The organism is Erythrobacter longus, from assembly GCF_000715015.1.
GTDB lineage: Bacteria > Pseudomonadota > Alphaproteobacteria > Sphingomonadales > Sphingomonadaceae > Erythrobacter > Erythrobacter longus.
This window is the reverse complement of the sequence record NZ_JMIW01000003.1, coordinates 33,986-54,652: the sequence shown is the minus strand read 5'-3', so window position 1 is coordinate 54,652 and position 20,667 is coordinate 33,986. Positions and strand designations below refer to the sequence as shown.

General features: G+C 57.0%; 16 protein-coding genes and 1 riboswitch. Of the genes, 1 reads left to right on the top strand and 15 read right to left on the bottom strand.

Annotated features, from left to right (window positions below; genetic code table 11):
• Nucleotides 1-10: 10 nt before the first annotated feature.
• The 15 genes from gcvH to EH31_RS07480 all read right to left on the bottom strand — a co-directional run bounded on the left by gcvH (nucleotide 11) and on the right by EH31_RS07480 (nucleotide 18,584).
• Nucleotides 11-382, bottom strand: a complete 372-nt coding sequence (gene gcvH / locus EH31_RS07550; RefSeq protein ID WP_034959558.1) for a glycine cleavage system protein GcvH — start codon at nucleotides 380-382, stop codon at nucleotides 11-13.
• Between the two features lie 3 nt (nucleotides 383-385).
• Entirely contained in the window at nucleotides 386-1,522 is a 1,137-nt protein-coding gene (gcvT, locus tag EH31_RS07545; protein ID WP_034959557.1) for a glycine cleavage system aminomethyltransferase GcvT, read from the bottom strand.
• 200 nt (nucleotides 1,523-1,722) lie between these two features.
• Nucleotides 1,723-1,821, bottom strand: a riboswitch (glycine riboswitch).
• A 140-nt stretch (nucleotides 1,822-1,961) separates the two neighbouring features.
• A complete protein-coding gene (locus EH31_RS07540; RefSeq protein WP_034959556.1) occupies nucleotides 1,962-2,327 on the bottom strand; it encodes a hypothetical protein in 366 nt (121 codons plus the stop codon).
• A 15-nt stretch (nucleotides 2,328-2,342) separates the two neighbouring features.
• On the bottom strand, nucleotides 2,343-3,137 hold the full coding sequence (locus EH31_RS07535) for a hypothetical protein (protein ID WP_034959554.1): 795 nt from the start codon (nucleotides 3,135-3,137) through the stop codon (nucleotides 2,343-2,345).
• Between the two features lie 10 nt (nucleotides 3,138-3,147).
• A complete protein-coding gene (locus EH31_RS07530; RefSeq protein WP_034959553.1) occupies nucleotides 3,148-3,756 on the bottom strand; it encodes a hypothetical protein in 609 nt (202 codons plus the stop codon).
• Between the two features lie 176 nt (nucleotides 3,757-3,932).
• Entirely contained in the window at nucleotides 3,933-6,431 is a 2,499-nt protein-coding gene (locus EH31_RS07525) for a beta strand repeat-containing protein (RefSeq protein WP_034959552.1), read from the bottom strand.
• Nucleotides 6,432-6,597: 166 nt separating this feature from the next.
• Nucleotides 6,598-8,331, bottom strand: a complete 1,734-nt coding sequence (locus EH31_RS07520) for a beta strand repeat-containing protein (RefSeq protein WP_034959551.1) — start codon at nucleotides 8,329-8,331, stop codon at nucleotides 6,598-6,600.
• A 108-nt stretch (nucleotides 8,332-8,439) separates the two neighbouring features.
• Nucleotides 8,440-10,338, bottom strand: coding sequence for a beta strand repeat-containing protein (locus tag EH31_RS07515; RefSeq protein ID WP_034959550.1), 1,899 nt, complete (start codon nucleotides 10,336-10,338; stop codon nucleotides 8,440-8,442).
• A 427-nt stretch (nucleotides 10,339-10,765) separates the two neighbouring features.
• A complete protein-coding gene (locus EH31_RS07510; RefSeq protein WP_034959548.1) occupies nucleotides 10,766-11,731 on the bottom strand; it encodes a CsgG/HfaB family protein in 966 nt (321 codons plus the stop codon).
• A gap of 131 nt (nucleotides 11,732-11,862) precedes the next feature.
• On the bottom strand, nucleotides 11,863-12,156 hold the full coding sequence (locus EH31_RS07505) for a curli assembly protein CsgF (protein ID WP_241765860.1): 294 nt from the start codon (nucleotides 12,154-12,156) through the stop codon (nucleotides 11,863-11,865).
• A gap of 243 nt (nucleotides 12,157-12,399) precedes the next feature.
• Nucleotides 12,400-15,042 (bottom strand): methionine synthase, encoded by a 2,643-nt coding sequence (gene metH, locus EH31_RS07500; protein ID WP_034959547.1) that lies wholly within the window; start codon nucleotides 15,040-15,042, stop codon nucleotides 12,400-12,402.
• Entirely contained in the window at nucleotides 15,039-15,605 is a 567-nt protein-coding gene (locus EH31_RS07495; RefSeq protein ID WP_051699055.1) for a GNAT family N-acetyltransferase, read from the bottom strand. The genes metH and EH31_RS07495 overlap by 4 nt, the downstream gene beginning before the upstream one ends.
• Complete coding sequence (locus tag EH31_RS07490; protein WP_034959546.1) at nucleotides 15,602-16,648, bottom strand: homocysteine S-methyltransferase family protein; 1,047 nt, start codon at nucleotides 16,646-16,648, stop codon at nucleotides 15,602-15,604. The genes EH31_RS07495 and EH31_RS07490 overlap by 4 nt, the downstream gene beginning before the upstream one ends.
• Complete coding sequence (gene metF, locus EH31_RS07485; protein WP_034959545.1) at nucleotides 16,645-17,577, bottom strand: methylenetetrahydrofolate reductase [NAD(P)H]; 933 nt, start codon at nucleotides 17,575-17,577, stop codon at nucleotides 16,645-16,647. Before metF ends, EH31_RS07490 begins: the two co-directional genes overlap by 4 nt.
• A complete protein-coding gene (locus EH31_RS07480; RefSeq protein ID WP_034959543.1) occupies nucleotides 17,574-18,584 on the bottom strand; it encodes an ArsR/SmtB family transcription factor in 1,011 nt (336 codons plus the stop codon). The genes metF and EH31_RS07480 overlap by 4 nt, the downstream gene beginning before the upstream one ends.
• A gap of 144 nt (nucleotides 18,585-18,728) precedes the next feature.
• Here EH31_RS07480 and EH31_RS07475 point away from each other — a divergent pair, with 144 nt between their 5' ends.
• On the top strand, nucleotides 18,729-20,657 hold the full coding sequence (locus tag EH31_RS07475) for a beta-galactosidase (RefSeq protein ID WP_034960029.1): 1,929 nt from the start codon (nucleotides 18,729-18,731) through the stop codon (nucleotides 20,655-20,657).
• The last annotated feature ends 10 nt before the right edge of the window (nucleotides 20,658-20,667 follow it).

Genomic DNA, 20,667 nt, shown 5'->3' with positions numbered 1-20,667 from the left:
TTGGAAAATTTTAGAGATTGTCGACAAACGCCTTGTAGCCTTTGTCGTCCATCAGACCTTCGAGCTCGGCCTTGTCGCCGATGGTCATGCGGAAGAACCAGCCTTCTTCTTCGGGTGAGGAATTGACCAGCGCAGGCTCTTCTTCGAGCGCGTCATTGCCTTCGGTCACTTCGCCGCTGATGGGGGCGTAAACGTCGCTTGCCGCTTTCACACTTTCGACCACAGCCGCATCGCCGCCCTTGTCGAGCATAGTGCCAACGGATGGCAGTTCGACAAAGACGATGTCGCCCAATTGCTCCTGCGCGTAATCCGTAATGCCGACTGTGGCGCTTTCGCCTTCGACGTCGATCCATTCGTGTTCATCGGTGAAATAACGCGGCATTGATCAGTTCCCTCTGAAATATTTGTGAGCCACAAAAGGCATGGGTGAAACGGTTGCGGGCAGCTCCCGGCTGCGGACTTTGCAGGTGAGCTGCGTGCCTTCATCCGCATAAGCGGCATCGACATAGGCCATGGCGATGGGCTGACCCAATGTGGGCGAGAAGCCGCCGCTGGTGACGGTGCCAATTTTCGTATCGCCAGCGAAGACCTCGGCACCTTCGCGCGCGGGCATCCGGCCTTCGATTTTAAGGCCGACGCGCTTGGTCACTGGCCCATTGTTGAAGGCTTCCATCACCGGCCCGTGGCCAAGGTATCCCCCACCCTCGCGGCGCTTCTTTGACAGGGCGAAGGTGAGATCAGCGCTCACCGGATCAATATCCAGCGTCAGATCGTGGCCATATAGCGGGAGCCCTGCCTCAAGCCGCAGACTGTCTCTTGCGCCCAGCCCTGCTGGCTTTACGCGGTCGTCAGCAACCAGAGCATCGGCGAGCTTTTGGACCGAACCCTCGGGAACCGAAATCTCGAAGCCGTCCTCTCCGGTATAACCAGCGCGGCTGACCCATATGTATCCGCCGTCATATTCAAACAGGCCGGCGGTCATGAATGTGAGCGCGCCTGTGCCAGGGATCAGCTCTTCCAGAACCTCGCCCGCCTTTGGCCCTTGCAGCGCGAGGAGCGCAAAATCGTCATGGTGGTTGAGCGTCACTTCATCCGCCAGATGCTCGCGAAGGTGCGCGATATCGTCCCACTTGCACGCGCCGTTTACGACCAGTGCCAGATGCGGGCCGGTGTTCGTCACCATCAGATCATCGATCACGCCGCCTTCCTCGGTCAGCAGCATCGAATAGCGCATTTTGCCCGGCTTCAATGAGGTGATCAGGCCGGGAAGCAGATTTTCCAGCTCGCGCGCGGCAAGTTCGGGGTCATCCTCGGGCGAATGGACGGTGAGCTGGCCCATGTGGGAGACGTCGAACAGGCTCGCACTGGAACGCGTCCATTCGTGTTCGGCAACAATCCCCCCCCCAGGTCCGGCATACTGGATCGGCATTTCATAGCCCGCAAACGGGACCATGCGAGCGCCCGCAGCGCGGTGCCAGGCGTCGAGCGGCAGCTTGCCCAGCTCTACGACCTCTTCCGGCATGTCATCTTGTATTGGTTGATCGCTCAAAATTGTATCCCCGAGAACAGGTTCAAAAACGCCCCAAACAAGACGTAGTTCCTGCCCCCTCTGTCGGGAAAACCTGAGAGCTTAGCCGGGCGCTCGTAAGGGCGCTTCAGCCTTCCCCTTCGGTGGTGGAACTTGCGCAAACGCTGCGCATCCCACGCTTTCCAGAGTGCCTATGCCAATTCGCGGTCCATTTGCCTGAGAGTTTCCGGGGCGGTTGCTCCTTCGGCGCCGTGCTCCATTACATGGAACCAAGTCTCTCCCGCGAAAGACGCCAGAATCACTCCTGACAGGCACATTCCATGTTGCGGATGCGAAGGCCCGCGTCAATCGGGGCGAAGCGTCAGCGGCGAATTAATTGTGCGAAAAGGACAGGAGCGCGCGCATTATTCAAATGCGGGAAGCTCACCGCGCCTTACAGAAGGCCACAATCGCCCGCGGTCAGGGTGTATTTGGCACCGCTTGCCTCGGTCACATCCACCTTTGCGCACCAGCCATCACCCGAGGAGATTTTCATGCGCGACAAAACTTGCTTGTCGCCTGCTGCAACTGTGCTGCTGCTATTATGGCGCGAGTTCGATGCACCGGTAAGCTCTGCCTTGAATTCAATCTGCTGGGTCACAGTGGAATTGGCGATCACCTGAATCTCTACGCTATCAGCGCCTTCGACAACGTTGAGCGATATGGCGCGGGTGTCATTGGACGCGCTCACTGCGCTGCATCCTGCTGCGACCGCAAGAACGGGCCCAAAAAGAGCGAGTTTGGCAAATCTGTGGGCCATGAGTGAGGCCTCCTTTTAATTGCCGCCACCAAGTTGTTGGATGATTGCCCCAACAAGAGCCTGTGTTTCCTGGCTGAGCTCAGCGGTAGGATCACCCTCTGAATTGGTTGCCTGCGCATCGTTCAAAGACTGATTGTTCAAGGCGACAGAGGCAACGACCTGGTTATCGAAATTGCCCGGATTGGCATCGGCCCCTGCAAGCCGCGCAATCGCTGCTTCAAGGGTTGCGACACGTCCAGCATCAAGCCCGCCGCCAAGCAGGCTGTCTTCAGCTGATCGTACGCGGTTTTGTGCAAATTCTTCTGATCGGGTTTCGATGCGCGCCTCGCACAAGGCTTTGAGCGCCGGAATATCGCTTCCCCGATCGCAGATGTCAGTGCCTTCGACCGCATCGAGCAGCACTTGGCGTTCGGCCGCGCTCAATTGCGCAAGCGCTTCATTGGAGCGTCCATCGGAAAGCTGGGCGACCTCATTGCCGCCACCTTGGCTGGAAACTTGCGTGACAGGCGTATCGCGCCTTGCCGCGGCCGCTTCAATCTGTTGCTGAAGGGCAGCTCTTGCCCGCGCCTCAGCCACGCTTTCAGGCGTGATCGCGTCCGGGAAATACACTTTGGAAGAGGCATCGTCGGGCGCTTGATTAACAAACGCGCTTTCCTCGACAGGAACTTCACGCTCAGACGGCGCGCCGACATCCTGCGCTGTAACAAGTTGGGGGGCGGCAAGTTGGGGGGCGGCAAGCGTTGGAACGCCCATTGCAAACACAGCGCCGCTTATGGCCAGTGAGTTTGCAAATGCGCGCGCTGTGTTCATGACACTCTCTCTAATTGCTCTGCGTTACAATGGCCGCAGCGCCGCCGGTCTGGACGATTTCCATGTCGGTAAGGCCAGTGCCATTTTGCGTCCATTCCAGCATATTGTCATCGCCAAGCTGGGTCGCGGTCATGGTGTTGTTGTCACCTGCCTGGGTAAGGATTGCCTGATTGGCAGAACCGTTCTGAATAAGATTGGCAAGGTTACCATTGCCCGATTGAGTGATCGCTGCGCCTGATCCGGTGAGCCCGGTATCGTTCTGGGAAAGAAGCGCGGTGTTCGCATCGCCTGTTTGGGTCAGGATTGCGACATTTTGCGCAGCCCCCGATTGCGTAATCTCGGCGATATTGCTGTTGCCGGTCTGATCGACCCCTGCGAAGTGGTCACCATCGCCATCTTGCGTCACATCAACGGTGTTGTCATCGCCATCCTGCCGCACTTCAGCGTTCTGTTCATTGGCCGACTGGCTGAAATTGGCTGAGTTGCCATTGCCGATTTGTTCGACAAACACCCCATCAAAGGGCCGCGTATCATTTGCAGTCACCTGCGCCAAAGCCATTGTCGGCGCAAAGGCCGCACTTGCCATCAAAGCAGCGATACCAAGAATTGTACGAGTCATAGCATCATCCTAACCGATTGTGGCCGTTGTGGCGAGGGTCTTCCGGTGCCTTGGGCAATACGCCCGGATACCAAAAAACTACCCTAGCCCAGCAATTGTTGCTGCAACCTTGATGAAAGGCGGCAAATAACACGCGGGGGCCGATCACGGACCTGCCCCCGCAAGTCATATTCCGCTTACGGCGTCCCTTGCGTAACGACTGCGGAGTTGTTGTCGCCCACCTGGCTCAAGGTGGAGCTGTGAGCGTCGTTGAACTGACCAACTGTGGCAGTGTTCAGCGAACCGCTTTGCGTGATGGTGCTGGTCGCACCCAGAGCCACTTGATCGAGGTCGATAATGTTCAGCTCACCGTTCTGGGTGATCGTGCTGGTATTATCCATGCCATCTTGCAGAACATCGATCTCGTTGCCGTCGTTGAACAAGACGGTATCGGTTGTCGCCTGGGTGACAGTGCTTTCATTGCCACTCCCGGTTTGTGCGACCGTGACAGTGTTAAAGCCGGACAGGCCGATGCCCGCCTGATTGACCGAGCTGATATTGGCATCCCCGGTTTGAGTGACCGAAGTCGCGTTTGCAAGATCAAGACCCTGCGTCACGCTGGACTCATTGTTGTCGCCAATCTGATCGACAAAAACGGTCCCTGAAAAGACTTCCTGTGTGATTGTGGACAGGTTGTCATTTCCGATCTGCACGTTTTCAGCAACCGAGGAATCGCCTCCAGGCTGATTGATCGTTGATTCGTTCCCATCGCCGCCGCTCTGATCGATCAGTGCGGCCATAGAAAGACCACCAGTCTGATTGACTGTCGCGGTGCTATTCGTTGCATCTGCCTGTTGGAAAACGAACGCTCCGTTCGACTCAGCGGCGCCCGACTGATCGATGCTTGCCGTGTTGTCATCACCTTGCTGGATAACATCAGCGGTGTTCAGCCCGCCGGTGCCGCTTTGCGTAATGGTTGAGCCGTTTCCAGCGCCCGTTTGCAGCACGGTCGCGACATCGCTCAGAGCCGAAGACTGATCGACAAGTGAAATGTTGTCATCGCCCAGCTGGTCCACGGTCGCGGTGTTGCCATCGCTCAGCTGGAAAACATCCGAGGTGTTCCCGTTTGCCGCTTGGGTAACGGTCGCAGTGTTATTGCTGAAATCCTGCTCGACCGCGCTTGAGTTTCCATCACCGGTCTGCGCGACGGTCGCCGCATTGTCGCTGCCTGGATCAAACGAGTTTTGCAGGACATCGCTGGTGTTGAACGAGCCGTTCTGGGTGACATCAGCGGTGTTTGCGTCGCCGCCAACCCCTGCTCCGCCGACAAAGCCCTGCTCGACGAAGCTATTGTTGCCCTCACCGCCGCCTTGCGTGACGTTTGCGATGTTGCCGTCGCTGTCTTGAAAAACAACCGATGTGGTGTCGGCGCCGCCATTGCCTGTTTGGCGTATCGTAGCCGTGTTTCCAGAGCCACCGATCGTGCCCTGAAACAGTTGACTCACATTGTTATCGAAGAATTGTTCAACATCCGCGTTCTGCCCGTCGCCGCCTTGAACGACCAACGAGTCGTTGAAGTCATCGCCTTGACGTACGGTTGCAAAGTTGTTGGTCCCTCCGGTCACAACACCGCCTTCAAGGGTGGTGTCACCTTGGATAGTGAGAGCAGTGTTGCCGGTTCCGCGCACTTGCGTAATCGTGGCAACATTGTTGTTGGCGGGACCACCCGTTGCGGTGTCGCCCGTTTGTATGATCGAGGCAGACGCCTGGTCAGTGTCCACTTCCTGCGTGATGGTCGCGGTAGGCGCACGCGCAAATCCGGTCTGTGTGATCGACGCATCGCCGTTTTCACCGTCTTGGGTGATCGTTGCATCGCCGCGTCCATCGCCGCCTGCAACCGTCCCGGTTTGATCAACCACCGCAAGGTTGCCATTGCCCGTCTGCGTCACAAACGCATCGTTCAAACGGCTGTCTTGCGCGACATCGGATACGTTGTCGTTACCTGATTGGGTGACAGTAGCGTTGTTCTGACGGCGGGCCGTTTGAGCGACTGTTGACGCGTTGTTATCGCCAGTTTGCAAAATGGTCGCTGTCTGCTGCCGGTTCACTTGGATCACGTCCGAGCTGTTGCCCGTGCCGGTTTGTGTGACGGACGTGAGCAGGTCGCCATCATTGTTGCCGCCTGCATTGTCCGACTGAGTGATGATCGAGGAGTTAAGGTCCCCTGTCTGGTCAACAATCGCATCGATGTTCGATGCGCCATTGTTGTTGATCGAAGTCTGCGCAATGTCAGACGTGCTGGCACCGTTCTGGGTAACCGTGGCGGTCATGCCGTTGAGGTCATCGCCAGAGGAGTTCTGGTTGATGATGGAATCCGCGCCGCCGGTCTGATCGACTGTGGCCACGATGCCTTGGGGGTTCAAGGCAGTGGTTTCCTGCCCGATGTTTGAAATGTTCCCGTCTGCGCCCTGTGTCACGACTGCGGTGAGGTTTTCGCCGTCCTGTGCGACATCAGAAACATTGCCGGTCCCGCCGGACTGGTCAACATTTGTGGAGTTGTTCGTGCCGCTGCTGTCAACGACGCTGCAATTGCCGGGTGCACCTGCACATGCCGGTGGAACGGTGGCCTGCGCTAAAATCGGCGACGCGGCACCAATTGCGAGAAGTGATGCACCTGCGTAAATGAGATTTTTCATTGTCCGTTCCCCCCATGGAACATTGAGCCTGACTTTACTTCGTCTTAGTTTCGTCACCTCAATGAGTGATCACCCTCGTCTAACCGGTGATCAAAGTTAAATTCGTTGTTCGCCAAAGCGAAAACGGGCGGACCATCATGGCCCGCCCGCCGATTATTATTCCCGCTTATGGAGCGCCCTGCGTCACTGTTGCAGTGTTGCCAGTGCCATCCTGGAAGACCGAGGATGCGCTGCCGTCGAACTGTGAAACAGTGGCAGTGTTCACGTCACCATCTTGTTCGATCAGGCTGACGTTGCCGATCCCTTCCTGAAGGACGGTCGCAATATTGTCGCCGCCAAAGCCGAATGAGTTCTGGAGAACATCGCTTTCGTTCTCTGAACCGTCCTGTGTGACGGTCGCGGTGTTGTTGTCGCCGCCTGCAAGGCCCTGATCGATGACGCTGGCGTTAAGCTCTCCGCCGCCCTGTGTCAGAGTTGCGTTGTTGCCATTGCCGTCCTGGAAGACCTGCGAGGTCGAGACACCAAGACCGGTTCCCGTTTGCGTGACAGTTGCACTGTTGTTGTCACCGCCAAAGTTGCCCTGATAGACTTCACTGACGTTATCAGAGCCAATCTGGTCGACGAATGCCGTTTGGAACGCTCCACTTTGACCGATAAGCGACTCGTTGAAGTCGCCGTCCTGGGTCGATTCTGCCAGGCTACCGACGCCATTGACGACACCGCCACCAATGCTGGTGGTATCACCTTGGACGATGGTCGACACGTTGCCTTCACCCGATATCTGCTCGATCAGTGCTTCGTTAAGAGAAATGCTAGCGACTGCTCCGGTCTGATTGACGGTCGCGGTGTTATCGACCGTGTCCACACCTTGCAGAACAAGCGCAAAGTCGATGTCGGCTTCAACGTTCTGGTTCACGGTCGCAGTACCGCCTGTACCATCTTGTTGAATGTTTGCGCTATTTGCGCCGTTGGTTGGGGCAACACCGGTGGCCTGATCGACAGTTGCGACGTTATCCGTACCGGTTTGAATGACAGTAGCACCGTTCTGCGTACCGGCCTGAACAATGTCGGCATCGTTCAAAGTGCCCGACTGAATGATGCTAGCCGTGCCATCTTCGCCCGTCTGCGTGATTGTGCCGATACCGTCGGTCCCTGTCTGAAGCACAGCGCCGATATTGCCCGAACCCGACTGATCGATGCCTGCACCGTTATTATTGCCGGTTTGCTGGATATCAGCGTCTTGCAGGTCACCCGACTGGATTACGATGGCCACGCCATCATCCGCGCCTTGGAAGACGGTCGCAAGATTGTCGGTGCCGGACTGGTCAACATCAGAAATGTTGCCAAAACCGTCTTGTTCAACTTCGACTTCGAGAATGGCGTTTGCGTTGCCAACATCGTTCTGAGTGACGATCGAGGAGTTGAGGTCACCGGTTTGCGTAACCACGGTGCTGATCAGCGTGCTGTCCGCGCCGCTCGAAATTTGAGCAACGTCAGAGGTGCTGGCCCCGTCCTGGTCAACATCAGCGATAATGCCGCTGGCGTTGTCGCCTGAAGAGGTCTGGCTGATGATGGAATCGCCGCCGCCCACTTGGTTCACAATTGCGGTGGTGTCGATCGGGGTCGCGCCCACTGTTTCCTGATCGATGTTCGAGATGTTACCATCGGCGCCCTGCGTCACAGTTGCGTCGAGGTTTTCGCCGTCCTGAACGATGTCAGAAACGTTGCCCGTACCAGCGGACTGATCGACGTTTACGCTGTTGCCTGAACCCGCAGAATCGACAACGCTGCAGTTACCGGTCGCACCGACACAAGCCGCCGGAGTGGTAGCTTGCGCCAATACTGGAGCTGCCGCTGTCATGGCGAGCAGTGATGCGCTTGCATAAATGATGGTTTTCATTGTTTTCTTCCCTGTTTTGACCTGCGGCTCAATCGATGATCGCAGGGTATTGGAAACTTGAGCGCCCCGGGAAAGCCTGTGGCCTGCCCGGGGCGATATTCATTCGCGTTATTGGGTAACCGTCACTGTGTTGCCGATGCCATTTTGCGTCGCATCCGACACATTGCCACCGGTCAGCTGATTGATTGTCGCGGTGTTGGACGTGCCATCCTGAGCCAGAAGGCTGAGGTTGCCGTCGCCCTGCTGGTCAATCGTGGCTGTGTTGAGATCGCTCAGAAGGTTGTTGCCTTGCGCGATGATGCTGGTGTTGCCCAGTCCTGCCTGCGTGATGGTCGCGGTGTTGTCGCTCCCACCGTTCAGACCCTGCTCAACCTGGCTTTCATTGCCATCAGCCGTTTGGGTCAGCGTTACGGAGTTGCTGCTCCCGCCGTATTGCAGCACGGTGGAAACGCCGTCGTTACCTTCCATCGAAATGAAGACTTGGTTGAAATCACCAGCCTGCTCGACCGAGCTGTCATTGTTGCTACCAATTTGATCAATCGCGACCACACCGCCCAGTCCAATCTGAGTGATTTGCGATGTGTGGAGTGAACCTGCTTGGATGTTCTCCGCAATATTACCAACACCGCTTTGCTCAATGAACGAAGAGTTGTTTGAACCCGCGCTCTGATTGATCACAGCGAGATTGCTATTGGCCGAGCCGCCAAGCGTGCCATCGCCTGTCTGCAAAATGCCAGCAGCGCTGTCGGAAACGTCAACAGCTTGGGTAACACTGGCACTTTCACCGCGGGCATTACCACTCTGCTCAATACCGGCAAAGTTTGTATCACCTGCTTGGACAAGCTCGGCAAAGTTGCTGGACGAAGCACCGCCTGCGTCACCGGTCTGAACGATTTGCCCGTCATTGCCGTTGCCCGATTGCGTCGTGTTGGCGAACATCGTGTCGCCGCCACTTTCCTGATTGATGGTGCTGGTGTTGAGGTCGCCCGACTGGTCGACGTTTGCGTCTGCCCGGCTGACATTATCCTGTGTCACAGTCGAAGTGTTGTCGTCGCCCGATTGCGAGATGATGTTGTCGATATCAACGCCGCCATTGGTTGCAAGACCCTGATTGACGGTTGAGGTGTTGCGATCACCGCTCTGGTCGACAGTCGTGCGCGATGAGAACGGACCGCTCATGAAGACATCAGAGGTGTTGTCGTCGCCGCTTTGGTCGACGTTCACGGTCAGGCTGAAACGATCGAGAGTGATGTTGGATGTGTTGGCATCACCGCTTTGATCGACAGTTGCATCACCGCGGCTGTTCGCCAGATAATCAACGTCTGAAACGTTATCATTGCCCGACTGTGCAACGGTCGCTGTCCCGCTGCTGCCTGCGGCCATATCGATGTCCGACGAGTTGAAATCGCCGGTTTGATCCACGTCTGCTGTTTGCAATTGCAACGCAGATGCCTGTGACACGATCGAGTCGTTGCCATCGCCATCCTGAAGCACATCAGCAACAGTCGGATCACCGCCCGATTGCGCTACGCTTGAGCTGTTATCAAAGCCGCCCTGAACAACCGTTGCCAGTTTGTCCAAACCGGACTGATCAGCGATCGAAGAGTTTGCGTCACCAACTTGCGTTACAGTCAGGGTCATATTGCCCCCATCTTGAGTAACGTCGCTTTCATTGGTCGCAAGGTTTGGCGAACCAAGGTCGAAGCCTTCTTGCGTTACCGTCGCAGTGTGATCCGCGCCTGACTGATCGACATTTGAAAGGTTGGAACCAGCCGGACCACTTTGCGTGACCGTCGCTTCCTGATTGTCCCCATCTTGCAGGACTTCAGAGACATTGCTTGGACCATCCTGATCGACAGTTGAGGTGTTACCACCGCCAACCGTGTCGATAACACTGCAATTACCTGTCACACCCACACAATCCACGGGCACTGTTGCCTGCGCCAAAAGCGGAGCGGCCGCTGATAGAGCCAGTACAGAAACACCTGTATAAATTGCTGTTCTCATTTTCTTTCCTTCCAAAGTGATCGCCCTAACCGGCACGATCTGTGTGGGGACATAAGTTTTAAAGACACCAAGGTTCACCCCCGCTCACCTGGCATCTGTGTTCTCTAGGGGGTTATGCGAATTGCCCCCGAAAAGCGGTTTGTGCGAAGAAACGACAAGTCAGAGAGGCGCAGGCACGGCATCGCATTCGCCAACAAAGCGAGCGCAAATCCGCCGTAAAGCCTGCAATCCCCCATTCTAAAGTCCGCCCTTCTGCGCGGCTCTCGCTTGATACCAGGCGCACCACCCGGACAGTAATCAAACGAAATGCACCCATTTACTTCTCGCACTACGCTCGCTCAGCAAACGCATTGCACCACCTCTCTACAAACCCTTCTTCACACGCCTCTTCCGGGCGCTCTTCCTCGTCAGGGACCAAAGCCCCCGATCAAGAACCTTCTTCATCGTCGTCGCGATCAACGACATTCAGCGCGGTAAGTGAGCCTGCCCGTTCAACCGCGTCCTGAACATCATCCGCGTCGTAAATTCCATCGCGTTCGGCACGATAAGTGCTCATCAAAGCCTGTGATGCATCTGAATCGGCAAAACGCCAAAGCCCAAGGTCCACGCCTTCGAGCACAAGACCATAGACGGCCTTTTCAATCGCTTGCTGCAAAGCAACCTGATCAGGCTCGTTCGAGGTGATCCCCGCCTCAGCTTCAAGCAGTTCGCGGAATGCCACAAAGCGATAGGCGCTCGCGCCGATAGCCTGACTTGCGATTGTCTTCGAGGCCTGAACGTTAGTCAGAACCTCGCCTGTGCGAACCGATACAGCGCGCAAATAAACGGTTACCGTGTCCTGGCGATATTCGGTGCGAGCACCAATACCAAGAAACGCTGCACCAGCGCCGCCTGTCACCGTGTTGGTGTCATATCCGATGATCCCGCCTTCAAGCAGGACACCTGCAAACAGCAGCGCAGGAAGCGCATTAGGGTCAACCTGCTGCTCACCCAGATAACGCTTGCGCATTTCGCCGATGATCTGACGCTCTTTCAGGAGATTATCGAGACGCTCGCGCTCAACAACGGTAAACCATTGGCGATTGCCCGCATCTTGCAGAGCTTTTACCAGGATAGAGCCCGCACCTTGCGTGACAGCGCGCGAAAGCGTCTGCCCCGTGTTGGTCGGACGAAACTGACCCGTTTGATCGCTAAAGCCGTACACCGCGATTGCCACCTGACGCTGAGGCGCAGGCAATTGGTGCAACAAATTTTGCGTTTGTGTCTTTTTCGGGAAATAGGCGAGACTGGTCGTCTCAGGCAGAAAGTCCCGGCCATCCTGCGCCAGACTCATGCAACCGCCCAGTGAGAGCGCGCAAAGGCCTGCAAGCCCAAGCTTCACGAAAGAACGCATCAATTGACCTCGATGAACAGAGGAATGACGATGCGTGTTTCTTCGCCGGAATTGTCATCGCGAATAATCAACGTGACCTCATCCAGACTGCGGAAGAACTCAATTGTCTGTCCACCAAAAGTGATCGTGCCCTACTCCTGAGGATTATCTCCGAAAATCGCATCAACGATTTGAGAGGAGAGAGCCGACAAAAGCCGCGATTCGAGCTGGCGGGCAAATATGCTGGACTGATCGTTGCGGTTCACCGCATTGGGATCGGTCGTCTTGTTCTGAGCATTGGCAATGCCAAGAATGTGGTTTGAGTTGAAAGGGTTACCACCAAAGGTGGGGCTGATTGGCTGGTGCACCAAATCCTGTGCCATCGCTGGCGAAGCGCTTACCGCGCATCCCAAAACCAAAGCCGCCGCAAATTTGCGAATCATCATTTCATCCCCCTCTACCCGTCGGATAGTCCTAACGCTCGGCAAAATTAACACTTTGGTTATTACGTATCTTTACAAAACTGTCGAGCCATTTCGTATCGTGTCGGCGCGCAATTGCAGCCCTTTTGACCCAGTTGTCTTGAACTGGGGCACGCCGAACTGCGCCTCTTACCTTGCGAGAGGTATACGCGTTTTTGCTGAGCAAACTGTGCAGAAGACCACAGTTTTTGCCGCTGTGACAGGCTCTTAGAGGTTAGGTCTGAGCCAGCGCTCCGCCACCGCGATGTCCACAAGGCGGCGCTTGGCATAGTCTTCAAGCTGGTCTTGGCCGATCTTTGCGACCCCGAAATACTGCGATTCGGGGTGACCAAAGTAAAGCCCGCTGACAGCAGCCGTGGGCAACATGGCAAAGCTTTCTGTTAACGACACCCCGATCTTGGCCTCTGCATTAAGCATGTCGAACAAAATCGGCTTCAAGGAATGATCGGGCACAGCCGGATAACCGGGCGCTGGTCGTATGCCGCGATATTGCTCTTTGATCAGCGCCTCATTGGTGAGTTGTTCACCGGGCGCATATCCCCAAAGGTCGGTGCGCACGTGTTGGTGAAGCCGCTCCGCCAAAGCTTCGGCAAAACGGTCAGCGAGCGCTTTTAGAAGGATGTCGGAATAATCGTCCTTGTCCGCGCGGAAAGCTTCGATATGCGGCTCGATCCCGTGAATACCGACAACAAAGCCGCCGATCCAATCGCCAGCAGGGTCGATGAAGTCGGCGAGGCACATATTCGCGCGGTCGCGGCTTTTGATCACTTGTTGGCGCAGGAACGGCATCCGGATATGCTTAGCCTCGCTCAAATGGATCATCACATCATCGCGGCAATCGTGAGCGCGCGCGCACGGCCACAGGCCAACGACGGCTTTGGCAGTGAGCCACTTCTCCGCGATGATCTTTTCCAGCATCGCGTCAGCATCCGCTTTAAGGTTGCGGGCAGCCTCCCCCACCACTTCATCCTCGAGGATGCGCGGATAAACGCCGTGCAATTCCCATGCGCGGAAGAACGGCGTCCAGTCGAACACCTTGACCAGATCATCCAATGGCCATTCTTCGAACAGATGGTCACCCGGTTGGAGCGGGGGCGCAGGCTTGTCGCTCAGGAAAGCGTCGTAAAAATTGCCCCGCGCCTCTTTGAGGGGAAGGAGCGCTTTTTCGCTCTTCCCAGCCCGCGCCACGCGCACCTTCTCATATTCGTTCGACGTTTCTTCAACGAAAGGATCGCGAAGCGTGTCGGAGAGCAGTTTGGACGCAACGCCAACTGCGCGGCTTGCATCCAGCACGTGGATCACAGGCCCATCATAAACCGGATCGATTTTTAGCGCCGTGTGAACCCTGCTGGTGGTTGCTCCGCCGATGAGGAGCGGCATGGTCATGCCCGCCGCTTGCATTTCTTCGGCCACCGTCACCATCTCGTCCAAGGATGGAGTGATGAGGCCCGACAGACCAATCATATCGGCCTTGTGATCGTTCGCGGCTTTAAGGATGTCCTGCCAGGGCACCATCACGCCCATGTCCACCACTTCATAGCCATTGCACTGCAAGACCACGCCAACGATATTTTTGCCGATATCGTGCACATCGCCTTTGACGGTGGCCATGATGATCGTGCCTTTGGAGGTGCGCTCGGCCTCTGGCAGCAATTCTTTTTCCGCCTCGATAAAGGGGATGAGGTGCCCGACCGCCTTTTTCATAACGCGCGCGGATTTGACCACTTGGGGCAGGAACATTTTGCCTGAACCAAACAGGTCGCCGACAACGTTCATCCCGTCCATCAGCGGGCCTTCGATCACTTCGATGGGGCGACCACCGGCCTCGAAAATCTGCGCGCGCATAATCTCCGTGTCATCGACGATATGCGCATCAATCCCTTTGACGAGCGCGTGTTCGAGGCGTTTGGAGACCTCCCAGCCGCGCCATTCCGCCGCCTGCTTGTCGTCTTCCTTGCTCTTGCCCTTGAAGCTTTCCGCTAGATTGATGAGGCGTTCTGTCGCGCTATCCTCACCTTCAACCGGGCGCATCAAGATCACGTCTTCGCAGGCATCGCGAAGAACGGGGTCGATAGTGTCATACACATCAAGCTGGCCCGCATTGACGATCGCCATGTCGAGCCCTGCGGGGATGGCGTGATAGAGAAAGACCGAGTGCATTGCCCGGCGCACAGTCTCATTCCCGCGAAAGGAGAAGGAGAGGTTGGAAAGCCCTCCGCTGGTCTTCACATGAGGGCATTGTTTCTTGATCTCGGTGCAGGCTTCGATGAAATCGAGTCCATAACGGTCGTGGTCTTCAATCCCGGTCGCGACGGCAAAGACATTGGGATCGAAGATGATGTCTTCGGGCGGAAACCCGATCCCGACGAGCAGGTCATAGGCGCGCTTGCAGATCTCGACCTTGCGTTCCTTGGTGTCGGCTTGGCCCGCTTCATCAAACGCCATGACCACCACGGCAGCGCCGTACGCCATGCATTTGCGCGCTTGTTCGAGGAATTGCTCCTCACCCTCTTTCATACTGATCGAATTGACGATGGGCTTGCCCGATACGCATTTGAGCCCTGCTTCGATCACGTCCCATTTTGACGAATCGATCATCACCGGAACCCGGGCGATATCAGGCTCAGCTGCAATCAGCTTCAAGAAGGTAGTCATCGCGTGTTTCGCATCGAGCAGCCCTTCGTCCATATTGACGTCGATCACCTGCGCGCCGTTCTCGACTTGGCTGCGAGCAACCTCGACGGCGGCGGCGTAGTCATCGGCCATGATGAGCTTCTTGAACTGGGCTGAACCGGTTACATTGGTGCGCTCACCGATATTGATGAAACTGGAGGCGGATTGGCCGGTCATGTGGTGGTTTCCCCAATCACTGTTCGGGTGAGGTCGCGGGCAAAGACAAAGTCGTCGTAAAGCTGACCGCCAACATTGAATTGGCGGGTTCCGATGATTTCGAAGCCCTGGCTTTTGTAGAAGCTAATCGCGCGGTGGTTGTCGTCCTTGACGCCAAGCAGCAGGCGCTTGTTGCCTTGGGCCGCGCTAACCGCCTCAGCCATAAGGCGCTGCGCTGTGCCAGTTCCCTGAAAGCGCGAGAGGACGTAGATCTTCTTAAGCTCCACATCCCCCTCAACCACGGCGTCGAGTTCGGGCGAAGGGATTAGCAGGGCATATCCGATAGGCGTTCCCTCAATCTCAGCAAGCCAGGCCCGCGCCCCGTTTCCAAGAAGACCAGAAAGGTATTCTGGCGCGTGTTTTTCCCGGCAATGGGCGAGCATCGCCTCACCCGGAATTTCATGCGCGAAGGTCTCAAGGAAGGTCGCATCAGAGACAAGCGACAGGCGCTCTGCATCTGCAACGCCAGCCTCGCGCACCGCAATTCTATCGGCGTGGGGCCTATCAACGGGGGACACGCTCATGCTGCAAAGGTGAAGGCTTCAAGACCCGACAAGCGCATCGCGGTCTCAGGCGTCGGAATTTCGCGCGGTGGCAGGCCCTTCACCGCCTCGGCAATCGCCTTGATATGTTCAGGCGACGACCCGCAGCACCCGCCCAAAATATTGACCTGTCCCCCTTGCGCCCACTGCTTCACAAGACCAGCGGTCGTGTCCGGCATCTCGTCATATTCGCCCAGCTCATTGGGAAGGCCTGCGTTGGGATAAGCCATGATGAGCGTGTCCGCGAGGGCTGAGAGCGCTTTTACATGCGGGCGCAATTGGTCAGCGCCAAAGCTGCAATTAAGGCCAATCGTGAGCGGCTTTGCATGGCGCACCGCATACCAGAACGCCTCAACCGTGTGCCCTGAGAGATTGCGGCCAGACAGATCGGTGAGCGTCATCGAGATCATCACCGGCACCTCTTGCCCAAGCTCTGCCTCAAGCTGTTTCACCGCCATGATCCCGGCCTTGGCGTTGAGTGTATCGAACACCGTCTCGATCAGGATGAAATCGCAGCCGCCTTCGATCAAAGCGGCGGCCTGCTCCTTGTAAACTGCGGTCAGCTCATCAAAGTCGATTTCACGGTAACCGGGGTCTTCGACATCGGGGCTCAGCGAAAGCGTCTTGTTGGTCGGCCCAATCGCGCCAGCCACAAAGCGTGGCTTGCCGTCTTTCGCCTCATATTCATCCGCCAATTCGCGCGCGATCTTGCCAGACGCGATATTGATTGCCGCCACTTGATCCTCGGCGGCATAATCGGCTTGGCTGATGCGATTGGCGCTGAACGTGTTGGTCGAGATCACGTCAGAGCCTGCATCGAGATAGCTGCGCGTGATATCGGCAATCACATCGGGGCGGGTAAGCGCAAGGATATCGTTATTGCCCTTCTGATCCGCACCCAGACCCAGATCACCCGCATAATCCTCTTCGGAAAGCTTGCGGTTCTGAATCTGTGTGCCGAACGCACCGTCGAATATCAGAATTCGTTCAGCGGCCGCCGCCTCAAGTTTTGTGCGCGCGTTCATGTGGCTACTCCGACGGGTCGTTTCCCAAGCATGTGGCAGATTGCATAACTAAGCTCTGCACGGTTGAGTGTGTAAAAGTGAAACTGGCGCACGCCGCCTGCATAAAGCTTGCGGCACAATTCCGCAGCGATAGTGGCGCTTACCAATTGGCGAGCAGCGGGGCGTTCATCGAGGCCATCGAACAGCCCTTCCATCCACGAGGGGATAGATGTTCCGCAAAGCCCGCTCATCCGCTGAACCGCGGCAAAGCTCATCACTGGCATCACACCGGGAACAATTTCTGCATCAATCCCGGCCGCCGCCGCTTCGTCACGAAAACGGAAGAAGCATTCAGGATCGAAGAAAAACTGCGTAATCGCGCGGTCGGCGCCTGCGTCAAATTTTGCTTTCAGATTGTCGATATCGGTTTGCGCATCGGGACTGTCAGGGTGAACCTCTGGATAGGCTGCGACCGAGATTTCAAAATCCGCAACCTGTTTGAGCCCCGCGATAAGCTCCACCGCATTGGCATAACCGCCCGGATGAGGGCTGTACGCCCCGCCATCAGGCGCATCGCCGCGCAGCGCCACGATATGGCGAATGCCGCTTTCCCAATAATGGCGCGCAACCGCGTTCACTTCATCTTTGGTCGCGTTGACACAGGTGAGGTGCGCGGCGGCTGGAATCCTGGTTTCGTTCTGCACCCGCACAACTTCCGCATGGGTGCGTTCGCGGGTGGTGCCCCCTGCGCCGTAAGTCACCGACACAAAACGCGGGCCGAGAGGCTGCAGCGTTGCAACGCTCTCTTGCAGGGTCTGAGCCATCTTCTCCGTCTTGGGCGGAAAGAACTCGAAGCTGATGTCGATATCTCCGGGAAGGTCGGAGAACAGCGGGCTATCAAGCGCGGTGCGCGCTTCATGCATTTGGTTGAGGGACGGGACAGAGGTCATGGGTTTGTGCTTTTTTGAAAGGGGATATTTGGCGTAGGATCGGTGGCAGCGTCCTGCCGCTTTCCAATCCAGATTTTTACGATCAGTTCCCCGCCATCCATCGCGTATGGCTTAGCCGGGATGAAACCTGCATTGCGCAAAAGCGCGTGCATCTGTTCATCGGAAAAGCCGAGGCGCGCATGCTGATGCCGGTCGCGTAAGTATTCGCGGTCGTGGGCGGCAAAATCGACAATCGCAATGCGCGCGCCCGAATTCGCCACCCGCGCCGCTTCTGAAAGCGCAATGGCAGGGTCCTGCGCAAAGTGGAGCACTTGATGCAAAAGGACCGTGTCAAAGCTCGCATCAGGAAAGGGTAGGCTTGCAAAATCCCCTTGTACCAGATCGACTTTGCCAGCTGGCAGATGCTGCAATTTGGCTCTCGCAAAACGCAGCATTTCGACGTTCTTATCCAGCGCTGCAATCCGCTGTGCATGGTCTGCGAAAAGCTCAGCCATACGGCCTGTGCCAGTGCCAATATCGAGAACCGCGCCAAGCGGTGCATCGCCAAGCGCGGCTAGCAATTGCTCTTCAACCTGCGCATCGGGCGTGTGCATCGCGCGCAATTCGTCCCATTCGCTGGCGTGCTGCGCGAAATACTCTTCGGCATTGGCCTCGCGCAATTGGCGGATCGCGGCAAGTTTGCGGCGATCATCGGCGCAGGTTTTTGCAAAATCCGCATTCTCCGCCTCAGCCACGGCGAGCAAATGGCCCAGCGCCGAATGAACTGGACCGCCACCCACATCAGCCCCATCACCGCTCACCGCACGCAGGAAAACCCAGCTTCCCTCGCGCCTGCGTTCAGCAAGACCTGCATCGCACAAGATGCCAACATGGCGCGACACACGCGGCTGGCTTTGCCCCAGCACAGCGGCAAGCTCGCCCACCGCCAGCTCCATTGTCGATAGGAGCCGGGCAATGCGCAGCCTTGTGGGGTCCGCCAGGGCCTTGAAAATTGCGTCGATGACCATTGTGAGAGTATCATATAAAGATATTTTTATATGTGTAAACGCGCTCTAGGGGGAGGCCTTTATTGCGCGTTGCAAAGCAAATGTTTTGCACAAGTTGCCAAAGTCGATAGTGCCTTGGAACCAAACCACTTTGGAGACATCCGCTTGAAACTCGGCTGCTGCTATTTCCCTGAACATTGGCCCGAGGAAATGTGGGCTGACGACGCGAGGCGGATGCGCGAGATGGGCTTGTCGCTCGTGCGCATTGGCGAATTTGCATGGAGCCGGATTGAACCTGAACCGGGGCGGTTTGACTGGGGCTGGCTTGACCGCGCGATTGAAACATTGGCGGATGCTGGCCTCACCATCATGCTATGCACGCCGACCGCGACCCCGCCCAAATGGCTGGTCGATTCTATGCCTGATATGGTCGCGATTGATGAACAGGGACGCCCGCGCGGCTTTGGTTCGCGGCGGCATTATTGTTTCTCGCATCAAGGATACCGTGAGCAATCGCGGCGGATCACGCGGGCGCTGGCGGAGCGCTATGGCGAGCACCGCGCCATCACCGCGTGGCAGACCGATAACGAATATGGCTGCCATGATACGGTGCTGAGCTTTTCGGATGCGGCGGCTGAGGCCTTTCGTGCTTGGTGTGCGGCGCGATATGGCACGGTGGAGGCGCTGAACACGGCATGGGGCAATGTCTTCTGGTCGATGGAATATCGCTCATTTGCAGAGATTGACCCGCCGCATCTGACCGTGACCGAGGCGAACCCCTCCCACTGGCTCGATTACCGCCGCTTTGCCTCTGATCAGGTGGTGAGTTTTAATGCAGCGCAGGTGGCGATCTTGCGCGACTTGTCACCCGGAAGGGATGTGACCCACAACTTCATGGGCTTCTTCACCGAATTCGATCACCACGATGTTGGGCGCGATCTCGATGTGGCGACTTGGGATAGCTATCCGCTTGGGTTTTTGGAGCAGTTCTGGTTCTCCGAAGAGGAGAAAACCGCCTATCTGCGCCAAGGTCACCCCGATATCGCTGCCTTCCACCACGACCTTTATCGGGGGTGCTCCGATGGCCGTTGGGGGATCATTGAGCAGCAGCCAGGGCCCGTAAACTGGGCACGGTTTAATCCTGCCCCGCTTGATGGAATGGTCGCGCTGTGGACGCTCGAGGCGATGGCGCATGGGGCGGAGTTTGTGAGCTATTTCCGGTGGCGGCAGGCGCCTTTTGCGCAAGAGCAAATGCACGCAGGGTTGCTGCGGCCCGATAGCGCAGATGCACCCGCCGCCGATGAAGCGCGGATGGTAGCCGATGTTATTGGTGAGATCGGCCCGCAAGAAATCGCCAAGGCCAAGGTCGCGCTGGTGTTCTCCTATGATGCGGCATGGGTGTACGGCATTCAGCCACAAGGCCAGAGCTTCCGCTATCTGGAGCTCGTCTATGAGTGGTATTCGGCGCTGAGGCGGCGCGGATTGGACGTCGATATCGTGTCGGTAGATGCGGCGCTGGATGGCTATAGCGCGGTGTTTGTGCCCACTTTGCCAAACATCTCTCCCGCTTGGATCAAGGATATCGAGGAGCTCACCTGTCCTATCCTTATCGGTCCGCGTTCCGGCAGCAAAACACACAATCTTACCATCCCCGAAGGCCTCGCGCCGGGGGAATTGCGCAAGCTCGTGCCAATTACCGTCACGCGGGTCGAGAGCCTTCGTGATGGTGTGGTGGGCGAAGGTGACGGCTGGACCATCAGCCGCTGGATCGAAGAGGTCGAAACGGACCTGTCGCCCGAGTTAGCGTTGAAAGACGGACGGGGCGTGGTCTTTGCGCGAGACAACATCCGCTATTGCGCGGCATGGCCAGATCGCAGTCTCTTGGACTTGCTGGTTGAGAGGATTGCGGGCGAGGCGGGACTCGATCTGATGGACTTACCCGAGGGCATCCGCATCCGCCGCACAGCGAGCCATATCTTCGCCTTCAACTATGCCGCCCACGACATTGACGTGAGCGCACTTGGCCTTGGCGAACCCGTGGTGGGCTCAGCGCACATGGCACCTGCCGCAACGGTAATCTGGACAATTCTCTAAACCCCGCCCA